General features: G+C 64.5%; 21 protein-coding genes. 7 read left to right on the top strand and 14 right to left on the bottom strand.

Annotation, left to right across the window (positions count from 1 at the left end):
* The first annotated feature begins 96 nt into the window (after nucleotides 1-96).
* The 3 genes from CCD76_RS00355 (at nucleotide 97) to CCD76_RS00345 (ending at nucleotide 4,305) form a co-directional block, all read left to right on the top strand.
* Complete coding sequence (locus tag CCD76_RS00355; RefSeq protein ID WP_087717592.1) at nucleotides 97-540, top strand: MerR family transcriptional regulator; 444 nt, start codon at nucleotides 97-99, stop codon at nucleotides 538-540.
* On the top strand, nucleotides 537-3,743 hold the full coding sequence (locus CCD76_RS00350; protein ID WP_373419387.1) for a heavy metal translocating P-type ATPase: 3,207 nt from the start codon (nucleotides 537-539) through the stop codon (nucleotides 3,741-3,743). The genes CCD76_RS00355 and CCD76_RS00350 overlap by 4 nt, the downstream gene beginning before the upstream one ends.
* Nucleotides 3,744-3,870: 127 nt before the next feature.
* On the top strand, nucleotides 3,871-4,305 hold the full coding sequence (locus tag CCD76_RS00345; protein ID WP_087717591.1) for a VOC family protein: 435 nt from the start codon (nucleotides 3,871-3,873) through the stop codon (nucleotides 4,303-4,305).
* Between the two features lie 45 nt (nucleotides 4,306-4,350).
* Here CCD76_RS00345 and CCD76_RS00340 read toward each other — a convergent pair whose 3' ends face one another.
* The 12 genes from CCD76_RS00340 to ffh all read right to left on the bottom strand — a co-directional run bounded on the left by CCD76_RS00340 (nucleotide 4,351) and on the right by ffh (nucleotide 16,261).
* Nucleotides 4,351-4,962 (bottom strand): YitT family protein, encoded by a 612-nt coding sequence (locus CCD76_RS00340; protein WP_087717590.1) that lies wholly within the window; start codon nucleotides 4,960-4,962, stop codon nucleotides 4,351-4,353.
* 250 nt (nucleotides 4,963-5,212) lie between these two features.
* Nucleotides 5,213-7,033, bottom strand: coding sequence for a single-stranded-DNA-specific exonuclease RecJ (locus CCD76_RS00335; RefSeq protein WP_087717589.1), 1,821 nt, complete (start codon nucleotides 7,031-7,033; stop codon nucleotides 5,213-5,215).
* Between the two features lie 7 nt (nucleotides 7,034-7,040).
* Nucleotides 7,041-7,661 (bottom strand): glutathione S-transferase family protein, encoded by a 621-nt coding sequence (locus tag CCD76_RS00330; RefSeq protein ID WP_087717588.1) that lies wholly within the window; start codon nucleotides 7,659-7,661, stop codon nucleotides 7,041-7,043.
* A gap of 39 nt (nucleotides 7,662-7,700) precedes the next feature.
* Nucleotides 7,701-9,089, bottom strand: coding sequence for a threonine synthase (gene thrC / locus CCD76_RS00325; RefSeq protein ID WP_087717587.1), 1,389 nt, complete (start codon nucleotides 9,087-9,089; stop codon nucleotides 7,701-7,703).
* Between the two features lie 89 nt (nucleotides 9,090-9,178).
* A complete protein-coding gene (locus CCD76_RS00320; RefSeq protein WP_071231757.1) occupies nucleotides 9,179-10,492 on the bottom strand; it encodes a homoserine dehydrogenase in 1,314 nt (437 codons plus the stop codon).
* Nucleotides 10,493-10,669: 177 nt separating this feature from the next.
* Nucleotides 10,670-11,419 (bottom strand): DsbC family protein, encoded by a 750-nt coding sequence (locus CCD76_RS00315; RefSeq protein WP_071231756.1) that lies wholly within the window; start codon nucleotides 11,417-11,419, stop codon nucleotides 10,670-10,672.
* 2 nt (nucleotides 11,420-11,421) lie between these two features.
* Complete coding sequence (gene xerD / locus CCD76_RS00310) at nucleotides 11,422-12,309, bottom strand: site-specific tyrosine recombinase XerD (protein WP_087717586.1); 888 nt, start codon at nucleotides 12,307-12,309, stop codon at nucleotides 11,422-11,424.
* Nucleotides 12,310-12,461: 152 nt separating this feature from the next.
* The gene (rplS, locus tag CCD76_RS00305) at nucleotides 12,462-12,818 is read right to left on the bottom strand and encodes a 50S ribosomal protein L19 (RefSeq protein WP_071231754.1); all 357 of its coding nucleotides are present in this window, start codon (nucleotides 12,816-12,818) and stop codon (nucleotides 12,462-12,464) included.
* A 162-nt stretch (nucleotides 12,819-12,980) separates the two neighbouring features.
* Nucleotides 12,981-13,760 carry a tRNA (guanosine(37)-N1)-methyltransferase TrmD gene (trmD, locus tag CCD76_RS00300; RefSeq protein ID WP_087717585.1) on the bottom strand — a complete coding sequence of 260 codons (780 nt, stop codon included), beginning with the start codon at nucleotides 13,758-13,760 and terminating at the stop codon, nucleotides 12,981-12,983.
* Between the two features lie 81 nt (nucleotides 13,761-13,841).
* Nucleotides 13,842-14,372: a ribosome maturation factor RimM gene (gene rimM / locus CCD76_RS00295; RefSeq protein ID WP_087717820.1), complete on the bottom strand. Its 531-nt coding sequence runs from the start codon at nucleotides 14,370-14,372 to the stop codon at nucleotides 13,842-13,844.
* Between the two features lie 77 nt (nucleotides 14,373-14,449).
* The gene (gene rpsP / locus CCD76_RS00290; protein ID WP_071231752.1) at nucleotides 14,450-14,701 is read right to left on the bottom strand and encodes a 30S ribosomal protein S16; all 252 of its coding nucleotides are present in this window, start codon (nucleotides 14,699-14,701) and stop codon (nucleotides 14,450-14,452) included.
* Between the two features lie 138 nt (nucleotides 14,702-14,839).
* Complete coding sequence (ffh, locus tag CCD76_RS00285) at nucleotides 14,840-16,261, bottom strand: signal recognition particle protein (protein WP_087717584.1); 1,422 nt, start codon at nucleotides 16,259-16,261, stop codon at nucleotides 14,840-14,842.
* Between the two features lie 281 nt (nucleotides 16,262-16,542).
* Between ffh and CCD76_RS00280 the strand changes: the two genes are divergently transcribed.
* Nucleotides 16,543-17,346, top strand: a complete 804-nt coding sequence (locus CCD76_RS00280; protein ID WP_087717583.1) for a cytochrome C assembly family protein — start codon at nucleotides 16,543-16,545, stop codon at nucleotides 17,344-17,346.
* 106 nt (nucleotides 17,347-17,452) lie between these two features.
* A complete protein-coding gene (locus CCD76_RS00275; RefSeq protein WP_087717582.1) occupies nucleotides 17,453-18,736 on the top strand; it encodes an HlyC/CorC family transporter in 1,284 nt (427 codons plus the stop codon).
* A gap of 94 nt (nucleotides 18,737-18,830) precedes the next feature.
* Here CCD76_RS00275 and CCD76_RS00270 read toward each other — a convergent pair whose 3' ends face one another.
* Both CCD76_RS00270 and CCD76_RS00265 read right to left on the bottom strand, forming a co-directional pair.
* On the bottom strand, nucleotides 18,831-20,717 hold the full coding sequence (locus tag CCD76_RS00270; RefSeq protein WP_256960985.1) for an MFS transporter: 1,887 nt from the start codon (nucleotides 20,715-20,717) through the stop codon (nucleotides 18,831-18,833).
* A gap of 11 nt (nucleotides 20,718-20,728) precedes the next feature.
* Entirely contained in the window at nucleotides 20,729-21,343 is a 615-nt protein-coding gene (locus CCD76_RS00265; protein ID WP_087717580.1) for a TetR/AcrR family transcriptional regulator, read from the bottom strand.
* Between the two features lie 284 nt (nucleotides 21,344-21,627).
* On the opposite strand from CCD76_RS00265, the gene CCD76_RS00260 reads away from it, so the two are divergent.
* Nucleotides 21,628-22,302, top strand: a complete 675-nt coding sequence (locus CCD76_RS00260; protein ID WP_087717579.1) for an SOS response-associated peptidase — start codon at nucleotides 21,628-21,630, stop codon at nucleotides 22,300-22,302.
* A gap of 148 nt (nucleotides 22,303-22,450) precedes the next feature.
* Entirely contained in the window at nucleotides 22,451-25,390 is a 2,940-nt protein-coding gene (locus tag CCD76_RS00255) for an insulinase family protein (RefSeq protein ID WP_256960984.1), read from the top strand.
* Nucleotides 25,391-25,532 lie beyond the last annotated feature (142 nt).

The following is a 25,532-nucleotide window of genomic DNA, read 5'->3' as shown; positions in this document are numbered from 1 at the left end:
TTAGGTGGAACAACGTCATGCCGGCTTCCCGCGAGCTTGACCTAGGTGTTACACATAGGTTCTAGGCTAATCACACGATAGCGCGAGGAGGCATCCATGAAGGTGTCCGAACTGGCCAAGGCGGCCGGCGTCACGGCAGAAACCGTACGCCATTACACGCGGCAGGGGCTGCTGACGCCGCAGCGGGATCCGGATAACGGTTACCAGCTGTTCGGCGCGCGCGACCTGGAACGGCTGCGCTTCATTCAGCGCGCCAGGACTCTCGGTTTCAGCCTCAAGGAGATCGCCGACATTCTCGAGCAGGCCGATCAGGGCGACTCACCCTGCCCGCTGGTTCGCGACCTGCTGGCCGCTCGCCTGCCGCAGATCCATGCCCGGATCCGCGAACTCCAGGCGCTGGCGGATCGCATGGAGCGAGCGATGAACGACTGGTCACGACTGCCGGATGGCACGCCCGATGGCCACAGCATCTGCCGATTGATCGAGCAGACGCCCGATACTCCCGATGAGTGCTGCGCTCCGGCAAGGAGGAACGCATGAACCGCTACCAATATCGCGTCGATGCCATGCATTGCCAGGGCTGCGTGAAGCGCATGCGCGAGGCCATTCAGGCCGAGGACGCCCAGGCCGAAGTCAGCGGCGAACCAGCCGATCATCGACTTCAGGTCGATAGCACGCTGCCACGGGATCGGATCGCTCAGCTACTGACCGAGGCCGGCTATCCCCCGGACGCCGAGCATGAGTCCTGCGATTTCACCATCCCGGCGATGAGCTGCCAGGGCTGCGTCAAGCGCATGCGCGAGGCCATTCAGGCCGAGGACGCCCAGGCCGAAGTCAGCGGCGAACCGGCCGATCATCGACTTCAGGTCGATAGCGCGCTGCCACGGGATCGGATCGCTCAGCTACTGACCGAGGCCGGCTATCCCCCGGACGCCGAGCATGAGTCCTGCGATTTCACCATCCCGGCGATGAGCTGCCAGGGCTGCGTCAAGCGCATGCGCGAGGCCATTCAGGCCGAGGACGCCCAGGCCGAAGTCAGCGGCGAACCGGCCGATCATCGACTTCAGGTCGATAGCGCGCTGCCACGGGATCGGATCGCTCAGCTACTGACCGAGGCCGGCTATCCCCCGGCCGCCGAGCATGAGTCCTGCGATTTCACCATCCCGGCGATGAGCTGCCAGGGCTGCGTCAAGCGCATGCGCGAAGCCGTTCAGGCCGAGGACGCCCAGGCCGAAGTCAGCGGCGAACCGGCCGATCATCGACTTCAAGTCGACAGCACGCTGCCACGGGATCGGATCGCCCGACTGCTGACCGAGGCCGGCTATCCGCCCGAAGACGAGGCGGCTGCCGAGGCCGAATCGCGTGAGGCCGAGGTGCGTGAGACCGAGTCGCGTGAGAGCGAGCCCGACCGGGCCGACGATACCCGGCCATCCAACGACGCCGCTCCATCCGATAGCCGGGCGGAAGAGCCGACGGAGGCCGGCGAGCTGCAACGACTATCAATCAGCGGCATGACCTGCGCCGGTTGCGTCAACGCGGTGCAGAAAGCGCTCTCGAAAACCCCCGGCGTCCAGCATGCCCAGGTCAACTTCGCCAGCGAGACGGCCCAGGTCAGCGGCCAGGCCAGCATCGCCGATCTGATCGCGGCGGTCGAGAACGTCGGCTATGGCGCCTCGCCGATCGAGGATCTGCGCGAGGCATCCGCCAAGCGCCAGCAGAACGCCGCCCGGCAGGCCCGTCGCCATGCGATCGAATCGGCGGTCAGCCTGACGCTGGGCGTACCGATGATGCTGGCGATGTTCTTCCATATGCCGCAGCTCGAGGGCGGCGAGCGCTGGATCTGGCTGCTCCTGGGGCTGGCCACGCTGGGCGTGCTGGCCACCGCAGGTCGTCGCTTCTTCGACGGCGCCTGGAAAGCGTTCCGTCATCATCAGGCCAACATGGATACCCTGATCGCCCTGGGCAGTGCCGCCGCCTGGCTCTATTCGATGGCCGTGGTGCTGTTCCCGACGGTGATTCCCGAGGGATCCCGGCATCTCTATTTCGAGGCGTCGTTGATGATCATCGGTCTGATCGGCATCGGCCAGACGCTGGAACTCAAGGCTAGGGGACGTACCAGCCAGGCGCTGTCCCGTCTGCTCGACCTGCAAAGCAAGACGGCCCGAGTGATCCGTGACGGACAAGAGCGCGATATCGAGATCGAGCAGGTTCAGGTGAACGATCGAATCCGGGTGCGCCCGGGCGAACGCCTGCCGGTCGATGGCGACGTCGAGGAGGGAGAGAGCTTCATCGACGAGTCGATGCTCACCGGGGAACCGGAACCGGTACGCAAGGCGGCCGGAGATCGGGTCAGCGCCGGCACCGTCAACGGCAAGGGAACCCTCGTCTATCGCACGAGCCATGTCGGCGACGACACTCGGCTGGGACGCATCGTCGACCAGGTCTCCCGCGCCCAGGAATCACGGCCGCCCATCGGCGCGCTGGCAGACAAGGTCTCGGCGATCTTCGTGCCCAGCGTAATGATCGCCGCTGTCGTCACCGCACTGCTCTGGTTCGACTTCGGCCCGGCGCCGCAGCTGGTGCACATGCTGGTGGCGGCGACCACCGTTCTGATCATCGCCTGCCCCTGCGCCCTGGGCCTGGCGACCCCGATCTCGACCATGATCGGCATCGGCAAGGCAGCCGAGTACGGCATTCTGATTCGCGACGGCGAAGCGCTACAGACCGCAAGCCAGTTGACCACCCTGGTGGTCGACAAGACCGGCACCCTGACCGAGGGCAAGCCGCGGGTCACCGACAGCCGCTATTGGCTGGAGCAAACGCGCGTCGATGCCGTGGTGGCCGCCCTGGAGCGCGGCTCGGAGCACCCGCTGGCCGACGCCTTGCTGACGCACGTCGGCGATACGGCGGACGAGGTGGCGATCCGTGATTTCCAGAGCCTGACCGGCCGGGGCGTCAGCGCGGCTCTGGATGACGGCAGTCAGGTGTTCCTGGGCAACGCCGCGCTGATGCACGAGCACGGCATCGATGTGGCCACTGCCGCCTCCGATGCCGAGAAGTGGCAGGCACAGGCGACCAGCGTGATCTACCTCGCCATCGGCGGCGAACTGGCAGCCCTTTATGGTATTCGCGATGCGCTGAGGGCGGACAGCCGCGCCGCGATCTCGCGCCTGAAGGCCGAGGGTCTGACAGTGGTGATGCTGAGCGGAGACAATCGCGCCACGGCCGAGGCCATCGCCCGGGAAGCGGGCATCGACGAGGTTCGCGCCGAACTGATGCCCGGCGACAAGCAACAGGCCATTGTCGAGCTGCAGCAACGCGGTGAACGCGTCGGCATGGTCGGTGACGGCATCAACGATGCCCCGGCGCTGGCACAGGCCGAGGTCGGCTTCGCCATCGGCCAGGGCACCGATATCGCCATCGAGAGCGCCGGCATGACGCTGATGCGAAACTCGCTGCACGGCGTCGGTGACGCCATCGCCATCAGCCGCGCCACGCTCTCCAACATCAAGCAGAACCTGTGGGGCGCCTTCGGCTACAACGCGTTGGGCATCCCGATTGCCGCCGGTATACTCTACCCTTTCACCGGCATGCTGCTGTCGCCGATGATCGCGGCTCTGGCGATGTCGCTCTCCTCGGTCACGGTAGTCAGCAATGCCAACCGGCTACGGCTGTTCCGGCCCGATGGCGGCCAAGGTTCGACAACCCAGACCAACGCAAACGCAAAGGAAGCGACGGCATGACACTTCTGCTCAATACCCTGGGCATCGCCGTGATTCTGTTCATCGTCTGGTGGTTCTGGCTGCGAGGCTGATCGCAGCCAGCCAGGGACGCAGCTAGCAAAGGGACGAAGCCAGCAAGGAGAAAACGATGACTTCACCACACCACGCCCCACCGCTGGGCGGCGTCATCGAAAGCGTTCTCTACACGGCCGACATGCAGCAGGCTCGGGACTTCTTCACGCGCGTGCTCGGGCTCGAACCTCATCTCGAGGACGAGCGCTTCACCGCCTACCCCACCGGCAACACCATGCTGCTGGTGTTCCAGCAGGGCCAGACCGACGAGACGGTCCACCTGCCGGCTGACATGGGGACCATCCCGCCCCACGACGGCGAGGGTCGCCAGCACCTGGCGCTGGCGATTCCGGCCGAAAGTCTCGACGACTGGGAGGCGCATCTCGCCGATCAGGGCATCGAGATCGAAGGCCGGACCCGCTGGCCGAAAGGGAGCGAGAGCCTCTATTTTCGCGACCCGGACGACCACCTGCTCGAGCTGGTCACGCCGGGGCTGTGGCCCAACTATTGAACGGCAGCGCTGGGCCGATCCAGACTTAGCCTCAGCCTCAGCTCTTCAACTCTGGCTGATGCCGGCGTAGAGCCCCGGGCGGTGATTGATGGTGAGAATCGCGCCCAGTACCACGGTGCCGACGATTGAATAGAGCACGTTGGTCACCGGCAGCACGAAGAACGCAGCCAGCATGATCAGGCCATCCAGTCCCATCTGCACCTTGCCCGCCGGCCAACCGTAACGGTCCTGCAGATAGACCGCGAGAATGTTGAACCCGCCGAGGCTGCCACGGTGGCGTAGCAGAAACAGCACGCCCAGGCCGATCAGACTTCCCCCCGCCAGCGCCGCGAACAGCGGATCGACCTCGCCGATCTCCAGCCAGCTCGGCAGCATCCAGGAGATCCACGACAGCAGCGCTACCGCCCCGAAGGTCTTGAAGGTGAACTGATGGCCGATCCGCCGCCAGGCCAGCCAGTAGAACGGCAGGTTGATGACGAAGAAGACGAGTCCGAAACTCCAGCCGGTCACGTAGGTCACCAACAGCGCCAGGCCCGCTGTGCTGCCGATCAGGATCTCGGCATGGTGATAGAGCGCCAACCCTAGCGCCGCGCAGGAAGACCCCAGCAGAATGGCCAGCACGTCTTCATAGGAACGGTGACGGTACGTCGTTTCCATCGAGCAATCCTTGTTGTCTTGTCTCTGCCGGGTAGGCAGTGGGTCAATGAGTCGGCGCTTTTGGCGCCTGTCCGGTCACGCCCCGAGAACGGGGCCACCGGCGATCCGGCGATTATATCGTCAAGACGTCCGCTCGAGGCGACCCCGAACCCGCCCGATTCCGACAGTTCGGGACGACAGGCGTCGTGGCGGCAGGTGTCGTGGCAGCCAATGAAGCGTGTGAAAGGATGGGGAAATGAGGCGGGAAACGTCAGGCCGTCAGGCGCTCGGCGTGCTCGACCATCAACTGCAGGGACTCGCGCCCTTTCCAGCGATTGCGGGAAAGCTTGAAGGCGCATCGTATCCGGTCGCCAAGTGAAACCGGCGCGGCCTCGCCCGGATTGAGCGCGCGGAACCAGATCGCCCGGCTGACCACCGCGTCGCAGGAGAGCTCGAGCATCAGGTGATTGCCCTCGGCACCGACCGGGCGCAGTTGCTCGACGAAGAACTCGGCTTCGAACAGCGGCGCGTCGAATTCGCGGCCATAGGGCGCCAGCGCTTCGAGCTCGTCCAGCGTCGCCAGGGTCAATTGCGATGCACTCAGGCTGCCATCGGTCCATACGATCGGGAACAGCTCCCGTTCGCCGAGCTGTTCCCGCACGGCCTGCAGGAAAGCATGGCGGAACGACTCCAGCTCGGCGAGCGGCACGCCGACGCCGGCCGCCCCCCGGTGCCCCCCGAAACGCGGCAGGCTCGACGGCGACAGCTCGTGGGCCCGCTGCAGCGCATCGCGCAGATGCAATGCCTCGATGGAGCGCCCGGAGCCGGTCAACATGTCCGGCGCGGTAGCGGGCGTCAACACCAGTGCCGGGCGCCCGTAGGACTGGACCAGCCGGGAAGCGACGATGCCCTGCACCCCGGCGTGCCCCTCGGGCAGATGGATCACCAGCGCCGGCAGGTCGTCCGCCAGCTGCGGCTTGGCCAGCGCGCGGGCGCTTTCGACCATGTCGGCCTCGAGCGCCTTGCGGGCCTGATTGTCATCATCCAGCACCTGGAGATGCTGGCGGGCGACACCATCCTCCGCAGCCAGCATGTAGTGCAGCGCAGCGTAGGGGTCGTCCAGCCGCGAGCGGGCATTGATTCGCGGCCCCATCTGGAAGGCCAGCGTCTCGGCGTCGAACGGCATGCTGTCGGCACCCAGGCGCTCCGCCATGACCCGCCAGCAGGCGGCCTCCATCCGATTGATCAGCCGCAGGCCGTAGGTCACGACCGCGCGATTGGCGGCGCTCGCCCCCAGCGACACGCAGTCCGCCACCGTCCCCAAGGCCACGTAGGAGAGCCAGGGCGAAAGCTTGGGCGTCGACGACGACAGCACGCCCTGCTCGATCAGGACCGAGCGGGTCAGCGACATCATCAGCCACGCCACCATGCAACCGGCGATGGTCTTGTCCGGATACCCGCAGTCCGAGCGCGTGGGATTGATCGTGGCGTAGGCGGAAGCCGGAGGCCCTTCGATCGGCAACGCATGGTGATCGGTGACGACGACGTCGATCCCCGCTTCGCGCAGGCGCGCGATCCGCGGTTCGTCGGAGGAGCCGCAATCGGCGGTGATCACCAGGCTGGGGCGCGGCTTCAGCGCCAGCGTGCGCTCGACCAGCGGCAGGCTGATGCCGTAGCCGTCGTTGATACGGTGACCGATCAGGCTGTGCAGCTTCGCGGACGGCACGCCGAACAGCTCGGTCATCGAGCGCAGCATCACCACATGCGAGGTGATGCCGTCGACATCGTAGTCGGTCAGGATGCCGATATGCTCGCCCTCGCTCACCGCCCGCGCGATGCGCTCGGCGCCACGGCGGGCATCGCACAGCTGCTCGGGGTGGCTGAGATAGCGCAGTGCCGGCGCGGTCAACGCTTCCAGCGGGCCGTCGTGTCCCGGCAGCCGCCCGGCGAGAATCCGTGCCTGCAGCTCGCTCAGCCCGGCGGCCAGTCCGCGCCGATAGACGTTCTCGTCGCGCGGGCGTGGCTGGATGCGACAGCGGGCGTAATCGTGGGAAGTCTGGTCGGCCAAGGTCGTAGCGGGAACAGTAGACATCCAGAACTCAAGTGAGCGGGGTCATGACGTGCTGGCGGAATGCCGGACGCGTCTCGAGCCGTGCATGCCAGTCGGCCAGGTGTGGCAGCGTGGGGCGCTCGATGTCCATCGCGAACCAGGTATGGACGAAACATCCCATGGGGATGTCACCCATGCCGAAGGCGTCTCCCGACAACCATGCCTGGCTTGCAAGCGCCCTGTCGACGATTGCCAACCGTTCGGCCACGAGCAACTGGCCTCGTGCCATCGCGTCCGCGTCGAACTGCTCGGGGGTGGCACGCACGCGGTTGAAGAACAAGTCGCGGAAGGGCGCGGCCAGCATCGACAGCACCCAGTCCATCCATTGATCGCATATGGCTCGCTGGAGGGGAGAGCCGCTCTGCAGCGCACCATTGCCATAGGCAGCGACCAGGTAGCGAACGATGGCGTTGGACTCCCACACGCTTCTTTCCCCGTCGATCAGACACGGAATGAGGCCGTTGGGATTGAGCTTGCGATACTCGTCGCTATCCAGACCACCATGCACGCCGCCGTAATCGACACGTTCGAACTCGAGCTCCAGTTCGGCCGCGCACCAAAGCACTTTCTTGACGTTGTTCGAGTTGTCTCTTCCCAGTACTTTCAACATGGCGTCTCTCCCGTTAACGCAGCAATGCGCGATCCCGTCTCAGCGACGGTTATCGGCGACGAATGCCTGGACCGCTTTCAACTCGGCGGGCAGCACGCTGTAGCGCTCTTCGCGCTCGAGCAGATCGTCCATGTGGGGCGGCAGCGGCACGCCGGAGAAGCCGGCCCTGACCACGGCTTCGGCAAACTTGGCCGGATGCGCCGTCGCCAGCGTGATCATCGGCGTCACCGTATCGGCGCGCGCCTGCTCCGCCGCCCGGTAACCGGTGGCGGTATGCGGGTCGAGCAGCTCCTTGGTGCGATGATGCGCGTCGCGAATGGTCTCGAGGATGGCATCGTCGTCGACGCTGAAACTGGAGAACTTCTCGCGCAGCCTGGCGAGCGGCGCCTCGGCCAGCACGGCCGGCTCCTGCTGGAAGCGCTCGAGCAGCTCGCGAACTGCATCGCCGTCGCGGTCGTAGGCGTCGAACAGCAACCGCTCGAAGTTCGACGACACGACGATGTCCATCGAGGGGGCCAGCGTTGCCGCCAGGTCGCGCTTGGAGAAGTCGTTGTCGGCCAGCGTGCGGTGCAGGATGTCGTTGGCGTTGGTGGCGATGATGAACTGCTTGACCGGCAGGCCCATCTTGTAGGCCATGTAGCCCGCGAAGAGGTTACCGAAGTTGGCCGACGGCACGCAGAAGCTGACTTCGCGATGCGGCGCGCCCAGCGCCACGCCGGCAGCGACGTAGTAGACGATCTGGGCCATGATGCGCGCCCAGTTGATCGAGTTGACCGCCACCAGCCGTGCGCCCTCGAGGAACGCCTGGTCGGCGAAGCTCGCCTTGACCATCGCCTGGGCATCGTCGAAGTTGCCCTCGATGGCGATGTTGAAGACATTGTCCGCCAGCACTGTGGTCATCTGGCGCCGCTGCACTTCGGAAACCCGGTTGTGCGGATGGAGGATGAAGATATCCAGATGATCGCAGTGGCGGCAGCCTTCGATCGCCGCCGAGCCGGTGTCACCGGAGGTGGCGCCCATGATCACCGCTCGCTCGCCGCGCTTGGCGAGGAAATGATCGAGAATGCGCCCCAGCAGCTGTAGCGCGACATCCTTGAATGCCAGCGTCGGGCCGTGGAACAGCTCGAGCAGGAAGTGGTTGGCATCGAGCTGGTTGAGCGGGACGACGGCATCGTGGCTGAAGGTCGCGTAGGCATCATGCACCAGCCCACGGAACGTCTCGTCGTCGATCTCGCCGCCGACGAAGGGCTTCATCACCCGAAAAGCGATGTCGGCGTAGGAGAGCCCCGCCATCGAGGCGAGCTCCTCCCGCGACAGCTGCGGCATCGTCTCCGGCACGTAGAGGCCACCGTCGACCGCCATGCCGGTCAGTACCACTTCCTCGAAATTCAGCGCCGGCGCCTGGCCGCGCGTACTGATATAACGCATATTTCACTCCGTGAGTGACGAGCTTCGAGCTGCGGGCTTCGAGCACAACCCGCTCGCGGCTCGCGGCTTACGGCTCGGAACTGAAGTTATTACTGCTCGTCCAGCGACTCGACACGAATCCGCGTGACCGGCCCGGCGATATCGGCCAGCGATTCCAGCTGGCGAATCGCATCGTTCATGTGCTGCTCGCGGGTGCGATGCGTCAGCAGGATGATCGGCACCAGCTCGCCTTCGGTGGCTTCCTTCTGGATGATCGCCTCGATCGAGATGGTCTGCTCGGACAGGATCGTCGCGACTCGCGCCAGCACGCCAGGGCGGTCCACCGCCAGCAGGCGCAGGTAGTAGGCCGTGACGATCTCTTCCATCGGCAGGATCGGCAGCGCGTTGGCTTCGTCGTTGATGCCGCTGAAAGCAAGATAGGGCACACGGTAACGATGCGCGGTGGCAATGTTGCGCGCGACGTCCAGCAGGTCGGCGACCACTGCCGAGGCCGTGGGTTCAGCGCCGGCACCGGCACCATAGTAGAGCGTCGGGCCGACGGCGTCGCCCATCACGGCAATGGCATTCTTGACGCCATGCACGTTGGCCAGCAGCCGTTCCTTCGGAATCAGGGTCGGGTGGACGCGCAGCTCGACGCCGTTGTCGCCCCGCCGGGTAATGCCCAGATGCTTGATGGTGTAGCCCAGGTTATCGGCCTGCTCGACGTCCTCGGCAGTGATCCGCGCGATACCCTCGGTATAGGCGCGATCGAACTGCAGCGGGACGCCATAGGCGATGGAGGCCAGAATCGTCAGCTTGTGGGCGGCATCGATGCCCTCGACGTCGAAGGTCGGGTCGGCCTCGGCATAGCCCAGCGCCTGGGCTTCGGCGAGGACGTCCTCGAACGCCCGGCCCTCGTCGCGCATGTGGGTCAGGATGTAGTTGCCGGTGCCGTTGATGATGCCGGCCAGCCACTGGATGCGATTGGCGCCGAGGCCTTCGCGCAGCGACTTGATCACCGGGATGCCACCGGCCACGGCAGCCTCGAAGGCGACGATGACGCCCTTCTTGTGGGCTGCCTGGAAGATTTCGTTGCCGTGAACGGCGATCAGCGCCTTGTTGGCGGTCACGACGTGCTTGCCATGTTCGATCGCGGTCATGACCAGCTCGCGAGCGACGTCGTAGCCGCCGATCAGCTCGACCAGCACGTCGATGTCGGGATTGCGCGCGACTTCGAAAATGTCGCGTGTCACCTTGACCCCGGAAGTGTCGCAGTCAGGATTGTCGCGCCGCGCACCCACCTGCTCGATGACGATGGGGCGACCCGCCCGACGAGCGATCTCGTCGGCGTTGCGCGTCAGAACGTCGAAGGTGCCACCGCCCACGGTGCCCAGCCCGCAGATACCCACTCTCACCGGATCCAAGATGTCGCTCTCCCCTGCTGATATTGACTCGCCGCATCGCCCTCCGGAGCGGAAGCCGCTGTCACGGCTTTCCATTCTTTGCTGTACGGATTCCCGGCACAAAGCGCCCTGAAGGGCGGTCACGGTAGAAAGCCCAGCCCCCCTTGTCAAGCGGACTCGCGGGTATCCTGCCGGGTATCAGCTATCGCCGCTGGCATCGATGCCGAGCATGGCCGCCAACCGCTTCGCCGGCAGGTATCCCGGCACCATCTTGCCATCGGGGAAAATGATCGCGGGCGTGCCCTGAATTCCCGATTCGACGCCCAGTTGATACTGCGACGCGATGGGAGCCTGGCAACTTTTCGACGCTTCCACGCTGTCACCGCGGAATGCCGCGCTCATCGCTTCCGAGCGATTGTCGGCACACCACACCTCGGCGAGCTGTCGCGCCGCATCCGAATTGGGCCCCATCCGGGGGAAGGCCAGATAGTCGACCTGAATGCCCATGTCGTTGAGCTGGGACATCTCGGCGTGCAGCTTGTGGCAGTACGGGCAGGTGGGATCGGTGAACACGGTGAGCCTGGCCTTGACCTCGCCGGCCGGCTTGTAGATCACTCGCTGCTCCTCGGGCACGGCGTCGACCAGGGCCTTGCGTCGCTGGTTGGCCGCCTGTTCGGTCAGGTTGACCATGCCGTCCTCGGCATTCTGGTAAAGATCGCCGACGATCAGATACTGGCCTTCGGCATCCGAGTAGAGCGTGTTGCCGCCACGCAGGCGGACTTCATAGAGCCCGGGTACCGGAGAGTCGTCGATGGCTTCGATCGGCAGAGGCTGCCCCCCGTGCGCGTTGAGCTTGTCGGCAAGATCGGCCGGCGGCTCGGCCGATACGGCCGGTGCCAGAACGGCAGCCAGCAAGGCGACGGTGGACAACAGTAGACGACTTCTCATGTTCAACCTCTCGGGTGGTGTTGAGCGTGCAGCGCTTCCAGACGCGCCTGGGCCACGTGGGTGTAGATCTGCGTGGTCGACAGGTCGCTGTGACCCAGCAGCATCTGTACGACACGCAAATTGGCCCCATGATTCAATAGATGGGTCGCAAAGGCATGGCGAAGGGTATGCGGCGACAGCGGCTTGTCGATGGCCGCGAGCTGCGCATAGTGCTTGAGCCGGTGCCAGAAGGTCTGGCGAGTCATGAAGCCATCACGGCGCCCGGGAAACAGCGGCGGCTGGCGGATGTCGTTCATCAGCTCGTTGCGGCCCTGGCGCAGATAACGCTCGACCCAGGCCATGGCTTCTTCGCCCAGCGGCACGAGTCGTTCCTTGTCACCCTTGCCGCGGATCAGCACCACGCCCTGGCGCAGATTGACCGCCGATACGGTCAATCCCACCAGCTCGGAGACGCGCAGACCGCAGGCGTAGAGCACTTCCAGCATGGCGCGATCGCGCAGGCCCAGCGCGGTCTCCACGTCCGGCGCCATCAGCAGCCGATCCACGTCGTGCTCCTCGAGGGTCGAGGGCAACCCGGGCCGCACTCGCGGCGAGTGAACCTCCGCCAGCGGGTCGTGACTCATCAGCCCTTCGGCCAGCGCCCAGCGGTAGAAGCGTCGCAGGCAGGAGAGCTGCCGTGCGATGGAACGGGTGTGATAGCGCTCACGACAGGACTCGACGAAATCGGCCAGGGTAGTCTCGCCGGGCGCCAGCAGCCGCTCGTCCTGTGCCTCGAGATAGACGATCCACGCCGTCAGATCGCGGCGGTAGGCGCTCAGCGTATGCTCGCTGACGCCCCGCTCCAGCCATAGCGCATCGAGAAAGGCATCGCGTCGGTCGTGATCGTTCATGCAGCTCCGAGACGAAAACGGCTGTGGAAAGAAAGAGTTCCATCATAACGCGGAAACCCCGCGAGCCGAACGACTCGCGGGGTTTCCGTTGCTCCTGCCGGGCACGCTCCCGAGGATGACCGGGGGCGTGTAAGTCAGCGGCTTGCGCCGACTCAGCCCAGCTTTTCCTTGATGCGGGCAGACTTGCCGCTGCGCTCGCGGAGGTAGTAGAGCTTGGCCTGACGCACGTCACCGCGACGCTTGACTTCGATACCGGCCACCAGCGGGCTGTAGGTCTGGAAGGTACGCTCGACGCCGACACCGTGAGAGATCTTGCGCACGGTGAAAGCGGAGTTCAGACCGCGGTTACGCTTGCCGATGACGACGCCTTCGAAAGCCTGGAGACGCTCGCGGCTGCCTTCCACGACCTTGACCTGGACGACGATGGTGTCACCGGGCGCGAACGCCGGGACTTCCTTGCTCATCTGCTCGTCTTCGAGCGCCTGGATCACTTTACTCTTGCTGCTCATGTCTTGCTCCTCGTTGAAGAAACGTCTTCGAAAGACGTTTCGTGATCCCGACGCCCGTCCGACAAGCGGTCGGGGCGGAATCGGACTCGTGGATGACGCATGTCGACGACTATTGCATTCGAACATCACGCTATTCGCAGGTCTGTTCGAAGGTCTGTCGCCTCATGCACCGCCGTCGCCGGAAGATGTGCTTCCCGCGACGTGTTCGTCGATGAATTCGTCGAGCAGCTTGCGCTGTTCACGATCCAACGTTCGGCTCTCCAGCAGATCCGGGCGCCTGAGCCAGGTGCGCCCGAGGGATTGCTTCAGTCGCCAGCGGCGGATCAATTCGTGATTGCCGCTGAGCAGGACGTCCGGTACCCGGTGGCCGTCGATCACTTCGGGCCGCGTATAGTGCGGGCAGTCCAGCAGGCCATCGGCAAACGAATCCTCGCTGGCCGAATCACTGTGCCCCAGCACACCGGGCACTTCGCGCGCCAGCGCATCGATCATCACCATCGCGGGCAGCTCGCCACCGCTGAGGACGTAGTCGCCGATCGACCACTCTTCATCGATGTCGGCTTCGACCACGCGCTCGTCGATGCCTTCATAGCGGCCCGCCACGACGATCAGGCCATCACGCGAAGCCAACTCGCGAGCTCCGGCCTGATCCAGCCTGCGCCCCTGAGGCGACAGGTAGATCACGCTGGGACGATGGCCTGCAGCTTCCGCCCCGGCACGCGCATCCGTCAATGCGCCGCGCAAGGTATCGACCTTCATCAGCATGCCGGGGCCGCCCCCGTAAGGACGATCGTCGACCGTGCGATGTCTGTCCGTGGCGTAATCCCGGGGATTCCAGAAAGCCATTTCCAGCAAGCGACGCTCGACGGCGCGACCGGTAACGCCATGCCGGGTAATGGCCTCGAACATCTCCGGGAACAGGGAGACGACACCAATCCACACGGTACGCTTCTCCTTCCCGCCGCCGACTATCGGCCGTTCGCCGTTTCCCGAAATCGCCGCGTCATGTCGACGTGCAGCGTTTCAGAAAGCGGGGTCCCAGTCGACGATCATGAATCGTCCGGCCAGATCGACCTGAACGATCACGTCGTCAGGCAGAAACGGCAGCAATCGCTCGCGATCGTCGAGACTACCCTCGGAGGGCTTGACCACCAGCACATCGTTGGCACCCGTCTCGAAGAGATGGCCGACTCGACCCAGCTTGACGCCATCGCGAGTCTCGACCTCGAGCCCTTCCAGCTGATGCCAGTAATATTCGCCGCTATCCAGTTCGGGTAGCGCCGTTTTCTCGATCGACACCTCGGCACCGGCCCACTGCTCTGCCAGCTCCCGCGTGTCGATACCTTCCAGTCGTACCACCAGACTCTTGCCTTGCGGCCGCGCGTCGAGCAGACGTCGCGACTGGCGCTGCCCCTGCATCGACAACACCCAGACCGGGTAGTCGAAGATGCCCTGGGCCGGACTGGTGTACGAATAGACCTTGAGCCAACCCTTCACACCGTGCGGGCTGGTCAGACGCCCCAGCACCACGTGCTGCGTCTCGTCATTCTGCATGGGCTTGTCCTGCTCGGCTTTCGGCAAGGGGTCACCCGACAGCGTTTCGCGAGCCGCTTGCGGCATGATGATCGAACTCAGGCCTGAGCTTTGCGAGCTTCTTTGACCAGCTCGGCCACGCGATCGGAAACCTGCGCACCCTGGGACTGCCAGTGGGTGATGCGGTCCAGATCGACACGCAGGCGTTCTTCCTGGCCGCGAGCGACCGGGTTGAAGAAGCCGACGCGCTCGATGAAGCGGCCATCGCGGGAAACGCGAGAATCGCTAACGGTCAGGTGATAGAAGGGACGCTTCTTGGCGCCACCACGTGCCAGACGAATGGTTACCATTGCGTTGATAATCCTTCGGTTAAGTTAATCGTTACGCCACGGATTCGAGTCTTCTCGGACACTCGCCCGAGACGAAGACGCAGCATTCTACGGAAAACACCCTGTCTTGGGAACCTTTTGTTGCGACGCACGGGCGAATCAGCGCCGGGGAAAGCCGCCGCCCATTCCCCCCATACCACCCATGCCACCGGGACCACCAGGGCCGCCAGGGCCTCCGCCGCCCATCATGCCGGACATGCCGCGCATCATCTTCTGCATGCCGCCCTTCTGGCCGGCCTTTTTCATCATCTTCTGCATCTGCTTGTGCTGCTTGAGCAGACGATTGAGATCCGGCACCTGCAGACCGGCACCGGCGGCAATGCGGCGCTTGCGCGAGCCGTTGATGATTTCGGGCTTGCGTCGCTCCTGGGGCGTCATCGAGTTGATCAGCGACTCGAGCTTGCCGAATTCCTGCTCGGCTCCCTTGTTCTGGGCCATTTCCGCCATCTGCCCCATGCCCGGCAGCTTGGACATCAGCCCGCCCATACCGCCCATCTTCTTGAGCTGCTGGAGCTGGTCGCGAAAATCCTCGAGATCGAAGCCCTGCCCTTTCTTGACCTTCTTGGCGAGTCGCTCGGCCTTGCCCTTGTCGACATTGCGCTCCGCCTCCTCGATCAGCGACAGCACGTCGCCCATGCCGAGAATGCGCGACGCCACGCGATCGGGGTGGAACGGTTCCAGGGCATCGACCTTTTCGCCCATCCCCATGAACTTGATCGGCTTGCCGGTGATGTGACGCACAGAAAGCGCCGCACCGCCGCGCGCGTCACCATCGGCCTTGGTCAGGATGACGCCGGTCAGCGGCAGCGCGTCATGGAACGCCTTGGCGGTGTTGGCGGCATCCTGGCCGGTCATGGCATCGACGACGAACAGCGTCTCCTGCGGCTGAATCGCCTGGTTCAGAGCCTGGATCTCCGCCATCATCGCTTCGTCCACCGCCAGCCGGCCGGCGGTATCGACGATCACCACGTCATGGAACTGGATCTTGGCGTGCTTGATCGCTGCTTCGGCGATCGCCACCGGCTGCTGGGCGCTGGTCGACGGGAAGAAGTCGACCTCGACTTCCCGGGCCAGGGTCTCGAGCTGATCGATGGCCGCCGGGCGGTAGATGTCGGCGGAAACCACCAGCACCTTCTTGTTCTCGCGTTCGCGCAGGAACTTCGCCAGCTTGGCCACGGAGGTGGTCTTGCCCGCGCCCTGCAGGCCGGCCATTAGCACGACCGCGGGCGAGCCCTTGAGCGTCAGCGCTTCGTTGGCCTGCCCCATGATCGCCTCCAGCTCCTGCTGGACGATCTTGACGAACTGCTGCCCTGGCGAGAGGCTCTTGGAGACCTCCTGGCCCACGGCACGCTCGCGTACGCGATCGACGAAGTCCTTGACCACGGGCAAGGCAACGTCGGCTTCGAGCAAGGCCCGGCGCACTTCACGCAGGGTATCCTTGATGTTGTCTTCGGTCAGACGCGCCTGGCCGGTAATCGACTTGAGCGTCTGCGACAGGCGATTGGAGAGGCTTTCGAACATGAAACGCTCCGGGCAACGATGCCTGGCGCCACCGATGCTCGAACTCAAGCTCGCGGCGCCGCTAGAAGGAATGTGGCCAGCATTATACGCATGGATAGGGCTTGGCTCCATGCGGCCTGATTCACACAGTTCGGCTGCATGCGGCTATGGCTGGGCGAGTTGGCAGTGATTGGGTATAGTAACCGCGAAACGCGATTGCCTATCATCTAGCACATCCGCATCCCGTACTCTTTTCATCGTCATGGCGGTCGTCAGTCACCGCTCACGAGGCCAAAACACCGATGCCGGCGCTTCCTTTCGCCCTTGTCGCTATTGTCTGCTATCTTGCCGCCGGGCTGTGGCAAAGCCTGAGCCTCGCCCGACGCGTCGGCGAACGTCCGAACTGGGTCCGTGGTGCCGGGCTGATCGCCCTGGCATGCCACACCCTCATCGTCGCACTGGCGATCGTCGGCCCCCACGGACTGCACCTGGGGCTGACCCAGAGCGCGGCGCTGGTGGGCTGGCTGGTCGTGGCACTACTGCTGATTGCCAGTCTGTTCAAGCCCGTGCTCAACGCGGGCGTCTGCGTCTTTCCGCTGGCCGCCATCACCGTTGTCGGTGTCGTTGGCATGCCCAGCCGGATGATCGAGTCCGGAGTATCGCCGGGGCTCTACTTCCACATTCTGAGTTCGGTCGCCGCCTTCTCCTTCCTGGCCATTGCCGCCGTTCAAGCAGCGCTGCTGGGCTTCCAGCATCACGCTCTCAAACGCCGCCAGACGGGTGGCATCGTTCAGGTGCTGCCACCGCTGACCCGCATGGAACAGCTGCTGTTCGAACTGATCTGGTGCGGCATGCTGCTGCTGACGCTCGCCATCATCAGCGGCTTCCTGTTCGTGGACAACCTGTTCGCCCAGCACCTGGCCCACAAGACCATCCTGTCGCTGCTGGCATGGCTGATCTTCGCCGGCCTGCTGGCCGGGCACCACTATCTGGGCTGGCGTGGCCAGAAGGCGGTACGCTGGACGCTGACCGGCGTCGGCGTGCTGATACTGGCCTTCTTCGGCACCAAGTTCGTGCTGGAATACGTCTTCCACTACAACGCCTGAGACGTGCCCCGAGTCGACAGCCGTGCCGGGTGCGGCTGTCGGCGGCGTTGACAGGGTTCGGCTAACGCCCTACAACAACCTGACAACTCCTGAGGAATTCCCCGCCTTGAGCGATGACATACCCTTGGGCCTCATGCTGGGCCTGCTGTTCATTCTGGTTTGCCTGTCAGCCTTCTTCTCCAGTTCCGAAACCGGCATGATGTCGATCAACCGCTACCGGTTGAATCATCAGGCCAATGCCGGATCCCGCTCGGCCAAGCGTGTCGTCGAGCTGCTCAAGCGCCCCGATCGCCTGCTGGGCGTGATACTGATCGGCAACAATCTGGTCAACAATCTCGCCGCCTCGATCGCCACTATCGTCGCCATCCATTTCTTCGGCGATGTGTCGGGGCCCGCCATCGCCACGCTGGCATTGACGATCGTGGTGCTGATTTTCGGCGAAGTGACCCCCAAGACCTATGCCGCCATCAAGCCCGACCGCATCGCCCTACCCGCCTCGCTGATCCTTGCGCCATTGCTGAGACTTTTCTATCCCGTGGTCTGGCTGGTCAACGTCATCTCCAACGGGCTTCTGCGCCTCATCGGCGTTCGTCACCTGGACGCCGGTGCCGACAGCCTCACCCGTGACGAGCTTCGCAGCGTGGTTCACGAGGCGGGGCCGATGATCCCCAGCCGTCACCAGGCGATGCTGCTGTCGATCCTCGATCTGGAAAACGTCACCGTCAACGACATCATGGTCCCGCGTCACGAGATCGTCGGTCTCAATCTCGACGACGATCTGGAAACGCTGCTGGCCCAGATTCGCCAGAGTCAGCACACCCGCCTGCCGATCTTCAAGGGCGACATCAACAACATCATCGGCATTCTGCACCTGCGCAACGCTTCGCGGTTTCTCTCCAAACCGGATCTTCAGAAAGCCGCGATCGTACAGGAAGCCCGTGAACCCTATTTCATTCCGGAGTCGACCCCGCTGCATACGCAACTGCTCAATTTCCAGCAGCAGAAGCGTCGGATCGGGGTGGTGGTTGACGAGTACGGAGACGTGCAAGGATTGGCGACGCTGGAGGACATTCTGGAAGAGATCGTGGGCGAGTTCACCACCGATGTCGCCGGCACTTATCGGGACATCCACCCGCAGCCCGACGGCAGCTACGTGATCGAAGGTACGGCCAATATCCGCGAAGTCAACAAGGCACTGGGCTGGCAGCTGCCGACGGATGGCCCCAAGACCTTGAACGGCCTGATCCTCGAGGAGCTGGAATCCTTTCCCGACGCTCAGGTCTGCCTGCAGATCGGCACGAGCCGCCTGGAGATTCTGGAGATCGGCGACAACCTGATCACCTCGGCACGCTGCTGGCAGCAAGGCGTCCGGCGCCGTGCTACCGAATAGCCCCGAATAGACCCGAATAGACCGGGGCTCAAGGCGCGCCGACTTCCCTCGTGGAGCTGGCGGCCGATGACCCGCCAGGGAGTGATTCGCTACGCTAGATCGGGCCGCCCAGCCTCCTGGCCAGGCTTTGATCGGCAGCGCGCTTGAGACCTCGGACCCGTCGCTCCAGGGTTCTGCGCGGCGAATAGCCTGCCGGTATCGGCTCGCCGAAGACCAGCAGGACCCGCGCCCGCAAACGGCGCGGCCATTTGGTCAGCGCCTTGCCATCCTTGTTGGAAGTCCAGGATCCCCACAGACCCGACAGCGCCGCCGGCACCACCGGCACCGGATCTCGCGCCAGCACCAGGTCCAGCCCTCGCCGGAAGGCCTGTACCTCGCCATCCGGCGTCAGTCGCCCTTCCGGAAAGATCATCACCACCTCGCCGTTGCGCAATGCCCGGCTGACCTCTTCCAGCGCGCGCCGCACGCCGCCCGGATCGCGTCGGTCGGAGTCCACGGGAATCGCCCCGGCAATCCGGAAGAACCAGTTGATCCAGGGGTTCTCGTAGATCGGCCGATCCATCATGAAGCGTAATGGACGCGGGCAGGCGCCGCCGAGTACCAGCGCATCCATGAAGCTGACGTGATTGCAGACCACCAGCGCCGGGCCAGTGGCCGGCACATGATGACGACCGCAACAGCGAAGCCGGTAGAGCACCTGAGTCAGGGCGAAGATCAACAACCGCAGCGCCGGTCTCGGGTTACGCATCAGCAGCGCGACGCCGACCAGCAGAGCGGCCCAGCCGAGACAGGCGAACAGCACGAAAAGCGACAGCTTCATCACGCTGAGCACCAGGATCCCGAACACGGCGGAGAGGATCATGAACAGGGCGTTGAGGATATTGTTGGCAGCGATCATGCGCGCCCTTCGCTCTTCGCGACTGGCCAGCTGCATCAGGGTGTAGAGCGGCACGCTATAAAGACCGCCGCCCAGCCCCACCAGCGCCAGCAGCGTGCTCATCTGCCAGAAGTCGGTCATCGTCAGCAGTTCACCCAGCGCCAGCTGTTCACCGGCAAAGCCCGACTGTGATGCCAGCTCGATGCCCGATACCCCGATGACCAGCGCCCCGAGCGGAACCAGCCCCAGTTCCAGGCGGCCTGCCGACAACCGCGAGCAGAGCAGCGCGCCGAGCCCGACGCCGACCGCGAAAGCCCCCAGCAGAAAGCTGACCGCCCCTTCGCTGCCGTGGACCACGTCACGCACCCAGGCGGGCAGTTGGGTGAGATAACAGGCCCCGAGAAACCAGAAGAAACTGATGCCGATCAGCGCGGGACGCACGCGCTTTTCACTCAGGCCGTCCCGCATCACCCGCCATGTTCCCGAGAACGGGCGCCATGACACACGGCCGGTCGCGCTCGGTGGCGCCTCGGGAATACCCAGGCTGGCAACGACGCCGACCAGCGCGATGACGACCAGGCTGGCCGCGATCGCCGCCCGCTCCAGGGCGCCGTCCAGCGAAGCCAGCACACCGGCCAGCAGCGTTCCCAGCAGGATCGACACGAAGGTGCCCAGATTGACCCAGGCATTGCCCTTGACCAGTTCGGTGGCGGCGAGATGTTGCGGCAGGATGGCGTACTTGACCGGCCCGAACAGCGCCGACTGCGTGCCCATCATGAACAGCAGCGCCAGCAGCAGGCCAAAGAGCTCGAACCAGACCGCCACCGCCGCCGCGATCATCGTCACCAGCTCCAGCAGCTTGAGGCGGCGCACCAGCCGCTGCTTGTCGAGGTGGTCGGCAAGCGTGCCGCCCCAGGCGGAGAACAGAAAGAAAGGCAGGATGAACAGTCCCGCTGCCAGATTGTTGAGCAGTCCCGTATCCCAGCCGTAGCGAGGCACGGCGACGAAGGTCAGCAGCAGCAGTAGAATGTTCTTGAACAGGTTATCGTTGAACGCCCCCAACGCCTGAGTCCAGAAGAACGGGGCAAAACGGCGTTGAGTCAATAATCCCGAGATCACGTGGCGTCCGGCTGGTAACGCAGGCCATTCAGGGTCATCGTCAGCAACTGATCGAGCAGGTCGCCGACTTCCATCGGCTGCTCCTGCCAATAGCCGAGACGATCGTTCAGCCCCAGTTGGACCAGACCGTGGACGCTACCCCAGAGGGTTCTCGCCATGCGGCGGGCGCCGGCATCGTCGAGCGCCGGCTGATGCGCCTTGAGCGCACTTTCGACACGAAGGAACAGCGCTTCGATGATATGGCTCTGGCGCTCGTCCAGCTCCCCCTCGTCCGCCAGCGGATATTCGAACAGCATCTGCCAACGGTAGGGTTCATGCTGGGCAAACTGCCAGTATGCGTTCGCCAGCGCCTTGAGCTGCGGCTCCGGGTCGGCATCCTCGAGCCAGGAGACCGCGGCCCCCATGCGATCGAGCGTCTCGATGTTGACGTACTGCAGCAGGTTGCTGAAGCTGCCGTAGAGCTTGAGCAGCGTACTCGGTGCGCAGCCCACATCGCGAGCCAGGGAGCGCAGCGACAGCGTGTGCACGGGATTGTCTCGCAGCCAGGCATCACAGGCCGCCATGACCTGAGCATGGAGCGCCTCGGGAGCGTGCTGTCGCGGTCGAGCCATGAAGTTCCTCGCTCGGAATAGTGTCGAATCGCTGTCGATGGTCCGGGGGCCGGAAAATCTTGTTGTCGACTTAAAATCGAACAGCGTTTCTCAGCATATCGCCATACCGCGCAAACGCAAGCACCTGGGGCATTAACGTAACGATTTCGTGAGAGTTTTACGCCGACCGGCTGCCATCGTCGATGGAGCGGTCGCGTCCGTTTCGATGCAATAACATCTTGGCCCTGCCTTTCCGGTGGCATAGGCTGTGGCCCCTGCCATCAGAATGCCCACGAGGAGAGACCATGGCTGGTCGACTGCACGTCGACGACTGGACGCGCCATCCACGAAGCCCGGCCTTTCGTGGCATCGACCCGCCAGTGTTCGGGCCCAACCTGGCGCCTCGCCGCTGGCTGTCGATCCTGCGCCGGGAAGCCAACGACATCGTGCTGCGCGACGCCTTCTGGGGGCTCACGCCCACCTGGCTGAAGGTCCTCGACCAGGCGCCTCACTGTGCCCGCGCCGAGTCCCTCGACGAGCGACCGATGTTTCGCGAAGCGCTGGCCGAGCGCCGTTGCCTGGTCCCCGTGACCGGTATCTACGTCTGGCAGGCCGGGCTACGCGGCAAGCAGCCATTTCTGGTCACGCATACCGATCGCTCGCCGCTGATGCTGGCCGGCATCTGGAGCCGCTACGCCCCGGATATCGGAACCTCGCGTGACTCGTTCGCGCTGATCACGGTGCCGACCACGGAAGTCATCGCCCCCATGAGCGGTCGCCTGCCCGCCGTCATCGCGCCCTCCCGGATCGAGGATTGGCTCTCTTCGAAGACCTCGCCGACAGCCGCTCATGACCTCATCGGACCAGCCGACAGGGAACTGTTGGGCGCTTTTCCGGTATCAAGACAGGTGAACGATCCCGCGCACCAGGAGTGGGCCTGTGGCTATCCGGTCGGGCCCATGCGGGTGTGGACGGCCTGAGAGCCGAACCACGTTCTGTCCCGGCATTCACGATCAAGCCCTGTTCATCGTCGAGCTCCGTTCATCCTCGAGCCGATTCATTACCAAGCCGATTCATTACCAAGCCGATTCATTACCAAGCCGATTCATCATCACCGAGAGAATCCGTATGCAGGAACCCCATTCACGACCTTCATCGCATCGCGCTCATCCCTCCGGCATCGCGATGACCAGGCGTTTCGGGCTTCGTGCCTGGTTCGCCGCCGGCTACCTGACCCTCGGTCTGGCGTTGGCATTCAGTTCGCTACCCAGCGAAGCCATCGCCGCCGCCAAACCTGTCTCGCCGGATCCCGTCCAGCCGATCCAGAGCTCTCCGGCCCAAAGCCCTCTGATCCAAAGCCCTCTAATTCAAAGCCCTAATGACGACCGCCAGTATCGTGCCATCACGCTGGATAACGGCCTGCAGGCGCTGCTGGTCAGCGATCCCGATGCCGACAAGGCCGCGGCGGCGATGGATGTCTCGGTAGGCAGCGACAACGACCCGTCGGACATGCCCGGGCTGGCGCATTTCCTCGAACACATGCTGTTTCTGGGCACCGAGGGCTATCCCGATCCCGACGGCTACCAGCGCTTCATCAACCGCAACGGCGGGTCTCATAACGCCTTCACCGCGGACCAGGACACCAACTACTTCTTCGATGTCGATCCCGAGGCCTTTCCCGAAGCACTGGACCGTTTCTCGCAGTTCTTCGTCTCCCCGCAGTTCAACCCGGAGTACGTCGACCGCGAACGCCATGCGGTGAACTCCGAGTATCAGGCACGGCGCGAAGACGACGCCCGTCGTATCAACGAAGCGCTGGGCAAGGCGCTCAATCCCGATCATCCGATCAACCACTTCTCCGTCGGCAGTCTGGACACGCTCAACAGCGACAAACGTCCGCTGCGCCAGGCGCTTCTCGATTTCTATCATCGCCATTACGGCGCCAACGTGATGCAACTTGCCGTGCTCGCGCCGGAACCCCTGGACGCCATCGAGCAACAGGTACGCCAGCGCTTCGACGCCGTGCCCGATCGCGACCTGAAAAAGCCGATCGTCGAGCAACCGCTGGCGAGAGACGGCGACCTGCCGGCCTCGCTGCGCATCCAGACCAACGAAGCCCGGCGCCAGCTGGAGTTCCTGTTTCCCGTCGACGACCCGATCCTCGAGTACGCCAACAAGCCCGACGATTATCTCGCCAACCTGCTCGGCCACGAAGGCGAAGGCAGTCTGCTGGCCGCCCTGCGCCAGGCCGGCTGGGCCGACGGTCTGTCCGCCGGCACGAGCCATGGCGATGGCCGGCATGCGCTGTTCGACATCTCGATCAGCCTGACCCCCGAAGGCGAAAACCACCTCGACGACATCCAGGCGAGCCTGTTCGAACAGATCCGGCGTATCCGGGATCACGGCGTCAACGCCTGGCGTTACGAAGAACAGGCCAAACTGGCCGAGCAGAGCTTCCGCTTTCAGCAGCGCAGCGAGCCGATCGATACCGTCAGCGGCATGGCGATGAGTCTCGCCCATTATCCGCTCAAGGATGTGCAGTACGCCCCCTACCGCATGGACCAGTTCGATGCGGCGGCGATCGATGACATCCTCGAACGGCTGACGCCCGACAACCTGCTGCGGGTCTACAGCGGCCCGGACGTCGCGGGGGAAAAGACGACCGAGTACTTCTCGACCCCCTACACCCTGACGCGCCGCGACGACTGGCCTCGCGGGACGCCCCTCGACGGCCTGGCGCTTCCCGAGGCCAACCCCTACATCGCCGAAGACCTGAGCGTACAACCGTTCGATAGCGCCGAACCGGCGCGCCTCGTCGACTCCCCCAGCGTCGAGATCTGGCATCAGGCCGACAGCGACTTTGGCGCCCCGCGGGTCGAATGGCGCTTCAGCCTGCAGAACCCCGATGCCACGCGGGATGCCCGCCATGCGGTACTGACACGGCTGCTGGCCGGCTGGTTGAACGATGGACTCAACGAGCGCTTCTACCCCGCCTCGCTGGCCGGCCAGAGCTTCACCGCCTACGCCCACGGTCGCGGCATCACGCTGGCCTTCTCCGGCTGGCGCGATCATCAGGATCGCCTGATGCAGACGGTCGTCGAGCAACTGCGGCAAGGCGAGATCACCGATGCCAGCATCGCCCGAGTCAAGCAGGGGCTGGAACGCAGCTGGGAGAACGCGCCACAGGACGCGCTCTATCAGCAGATGCAGCGCACCCTGGGCGAAGCTCTGATGCGGCCGCAGATCAGCACCCCCAACATGCTGGCGGCGATCGGTGACATCGATGCCCAGGACGTGCGCGACTATCGCCGACAATTCCTCGACGAGCTCTACGTGCAGGCGCTGGCGGTGGGCAATCTCGACGCTACCCTGGCCAGGCGCGAGGGGCTGCTGGTCGCCAACGCCCTGTCGCCCAGGCTTCACGCCAGCGACATTCCGCCGCTGCGCGTGCTCGACGTGCCGGCAGATGCGCCGGCCCTGCATCCCTCGACGACCCGGGACGACGCCGCAGTCCTGCGCTATCTCCAGGGCCCCGATCGCGCACTGCAGAGCCAGGCCAGCCTGGCCGTTATCGGGCAACTGATCGGCCCGCCGTTCTTTGCCAAACTGCGCACCGACGAACAGCTCGGCTATATCGTCAGCGCCGGTTACGCGCCCTTCATGAACGCCCCGGGCCTGATGATGCTGGTGCAGTCGCCAAGCGTTTCCAGCGAGACCATCGGACAGCGCATGAACGCTTTCCTGAAGACGTTCGATCAGCGCATCGAGGCGTTGAGCGATGCCGATCTGGCACCCTATCGTCAGGCCGTGCGCCAGCAACTACTGCAGCGCGACCAGTCACTCTCGGCGCGCGCCGATCGGCTGTGGCAGACGCTGGCCTACCCCCAGGCCGACTTCGATCGTCGCCAACAACTGGCAGCCCAGGTCGACGAACTGAGCGCAGCGGATGTCCGCAGCGCCTGGCAGACGCTGCGCCAGAGCCCGACGCTCAATGTCACCTCCGATGCCGGCGACCAGCCCAGCGATGTCGATGCCCTGACTCGCGACTACGCCACGCTGGCGCGATAGCGGCTCATCCGGCAAGAACGCCACCCACCAACGCAAGCCGCCCCGGACGCATCGTCCGGGGCGGCTGTCTGCTTTCTGGCATTCTGGTTCGGGAAGTCGGTTTTCGTCACCCGCCCGTCGCTCTTAGCTCATGGCTCGTAGC

Origin of the sequence: Salinicola salarius, from assembly GCF_002179555.1 — a bacterium.
GTDB lineage: Bacteria > Pseudomonadota > Gammaproteobacteria > Pseudomonadales > Halomonadaceae > Salinicola > Salinicola salarius_A.
This window is presented reverse-complemented; position numbering and strand designations above follow the sequence as displayed.

Excerpts from the sequence above, each read along its gene's own strand:
- xerD (WP_087717586.1), bottom strand. The coding sequence starts at position 12,309 with ATGAACGATCACGACCGACGCGATGCCTTTCTCGATGCGCTATGGCTG.
- CCD76_RS00350 (WP_373419387.1), top strand. The coding sequence starts at position 537 with ATGAACCGCTACCAATATCGCGTCGATGCCATGCATTGCCAGGGCTGC.
- thrC (WP_087717587.1), bottom strand. The coding sequence starts at position 9,089 with ATGCGTTATATCAGTACGCGCGGCCAGGCGCCGGCGCTGAATTTCGAG.
- rimM (WP_087717820.1), bottom strand. The coding sequence starts at position 14,372 with ATGCAGAATGACGAGACGCAGCACGTGGTGCTGGGGCGTCTGACCAGC.
- CCD76_RS00330 (WP_087717588.1), bottom strand. The coding sequence starts at position 7,661 with ATGTTGAAAGTACTGGGAAGAGACAACTCGAACAACGTCAAGAAAGTG.
- CCD76_RS00280 (WP_087717583.1), top strand. The coding sequence starts at position 16,543 with ATGCCGGCGCTTCCTTTCGCCCTTGTCGCTATTGTCTGCTATCTTGCC.
- rplS (WP_071231754.1), bottom strand. The coding sequence starts at position 12,818 with ATGAGCAGCAAGAGTAAAGTGATCCAGGCGCTCGAAGACGAGCAGATG.
- CCD76_RS00340 (WP_087717590.1), bottom strand. The coding sequence starts at position 4,962 with ATGGAAACGACGTACCGTCACCGTTCCTATGAAGACGTGCTGGCCATT.
- rpsP (WP_071231752.1), bottom strand. The coding sequence starts at position 14,701 with ATGGTAACCATTCGTCTGGCACGTGGTGGCGCCAAGAAGCGTCCCTTC.
- CCD76_RS00315 (WP_071231756.1), bottom strand. The coding sequence starts at position 11,419 with ATGAGAAGTCGTCTACTGTTGTCCACCGTCGCCTTGCTGGCTGCCGTT.
- CCD76_RS00255 (WP_256960984.1), top strand. The coding sequence starts at position 22,451 with ATGCAGGAACCCCATTCACGACCTTCATCGCATCGCGCTCATCCCTCC.
- CCD76_RS00345 (WP_087717591.1), top strand. The coding sequence starts at position 3,871 with ATGACTTCACCACACCACGCCCCACCGCTGGGCGGCGTCATCGAAAGC.
- CCD76_RS00260 (WP_087717579.1), top strand. The coding sequence starts at position 21,628 with ATGGCTGGTCGACTGCACGTCGACGACTGGACGCGCCATCCACGAAGC.
- CCD76_RS00355 (WP_087717592.1), top strand. The coding sequence starts at position 97 with ATGAAGGTGTCCGAACTGGCCAAGGCGGCCGGCGTCACGGCAGAAACC.
- ffh (WP_087717584.1), bottom strand. The coding sequence starts at position 16,261 with ATGTTCGAAAGCCTCTCCAATCGCCTGTCGCAGACGCTCAAGTCGATT.
- CCD76_RS00265 (WP_087717580.1), bottom strand. The coding sequence starts at position 21,343 with ATGGCTCGACCGCGACAGCACGCTCCCGAGGCGCTCCATGCTCAGGTC.
- CCD76_RS00335 (WP_087717589.1), bottom strand. The coding sequence starts at position 7,033 with ATGTCTACTGTTCCCGCTACGACCTTGGCCGACCAGACTTCCCACGAT.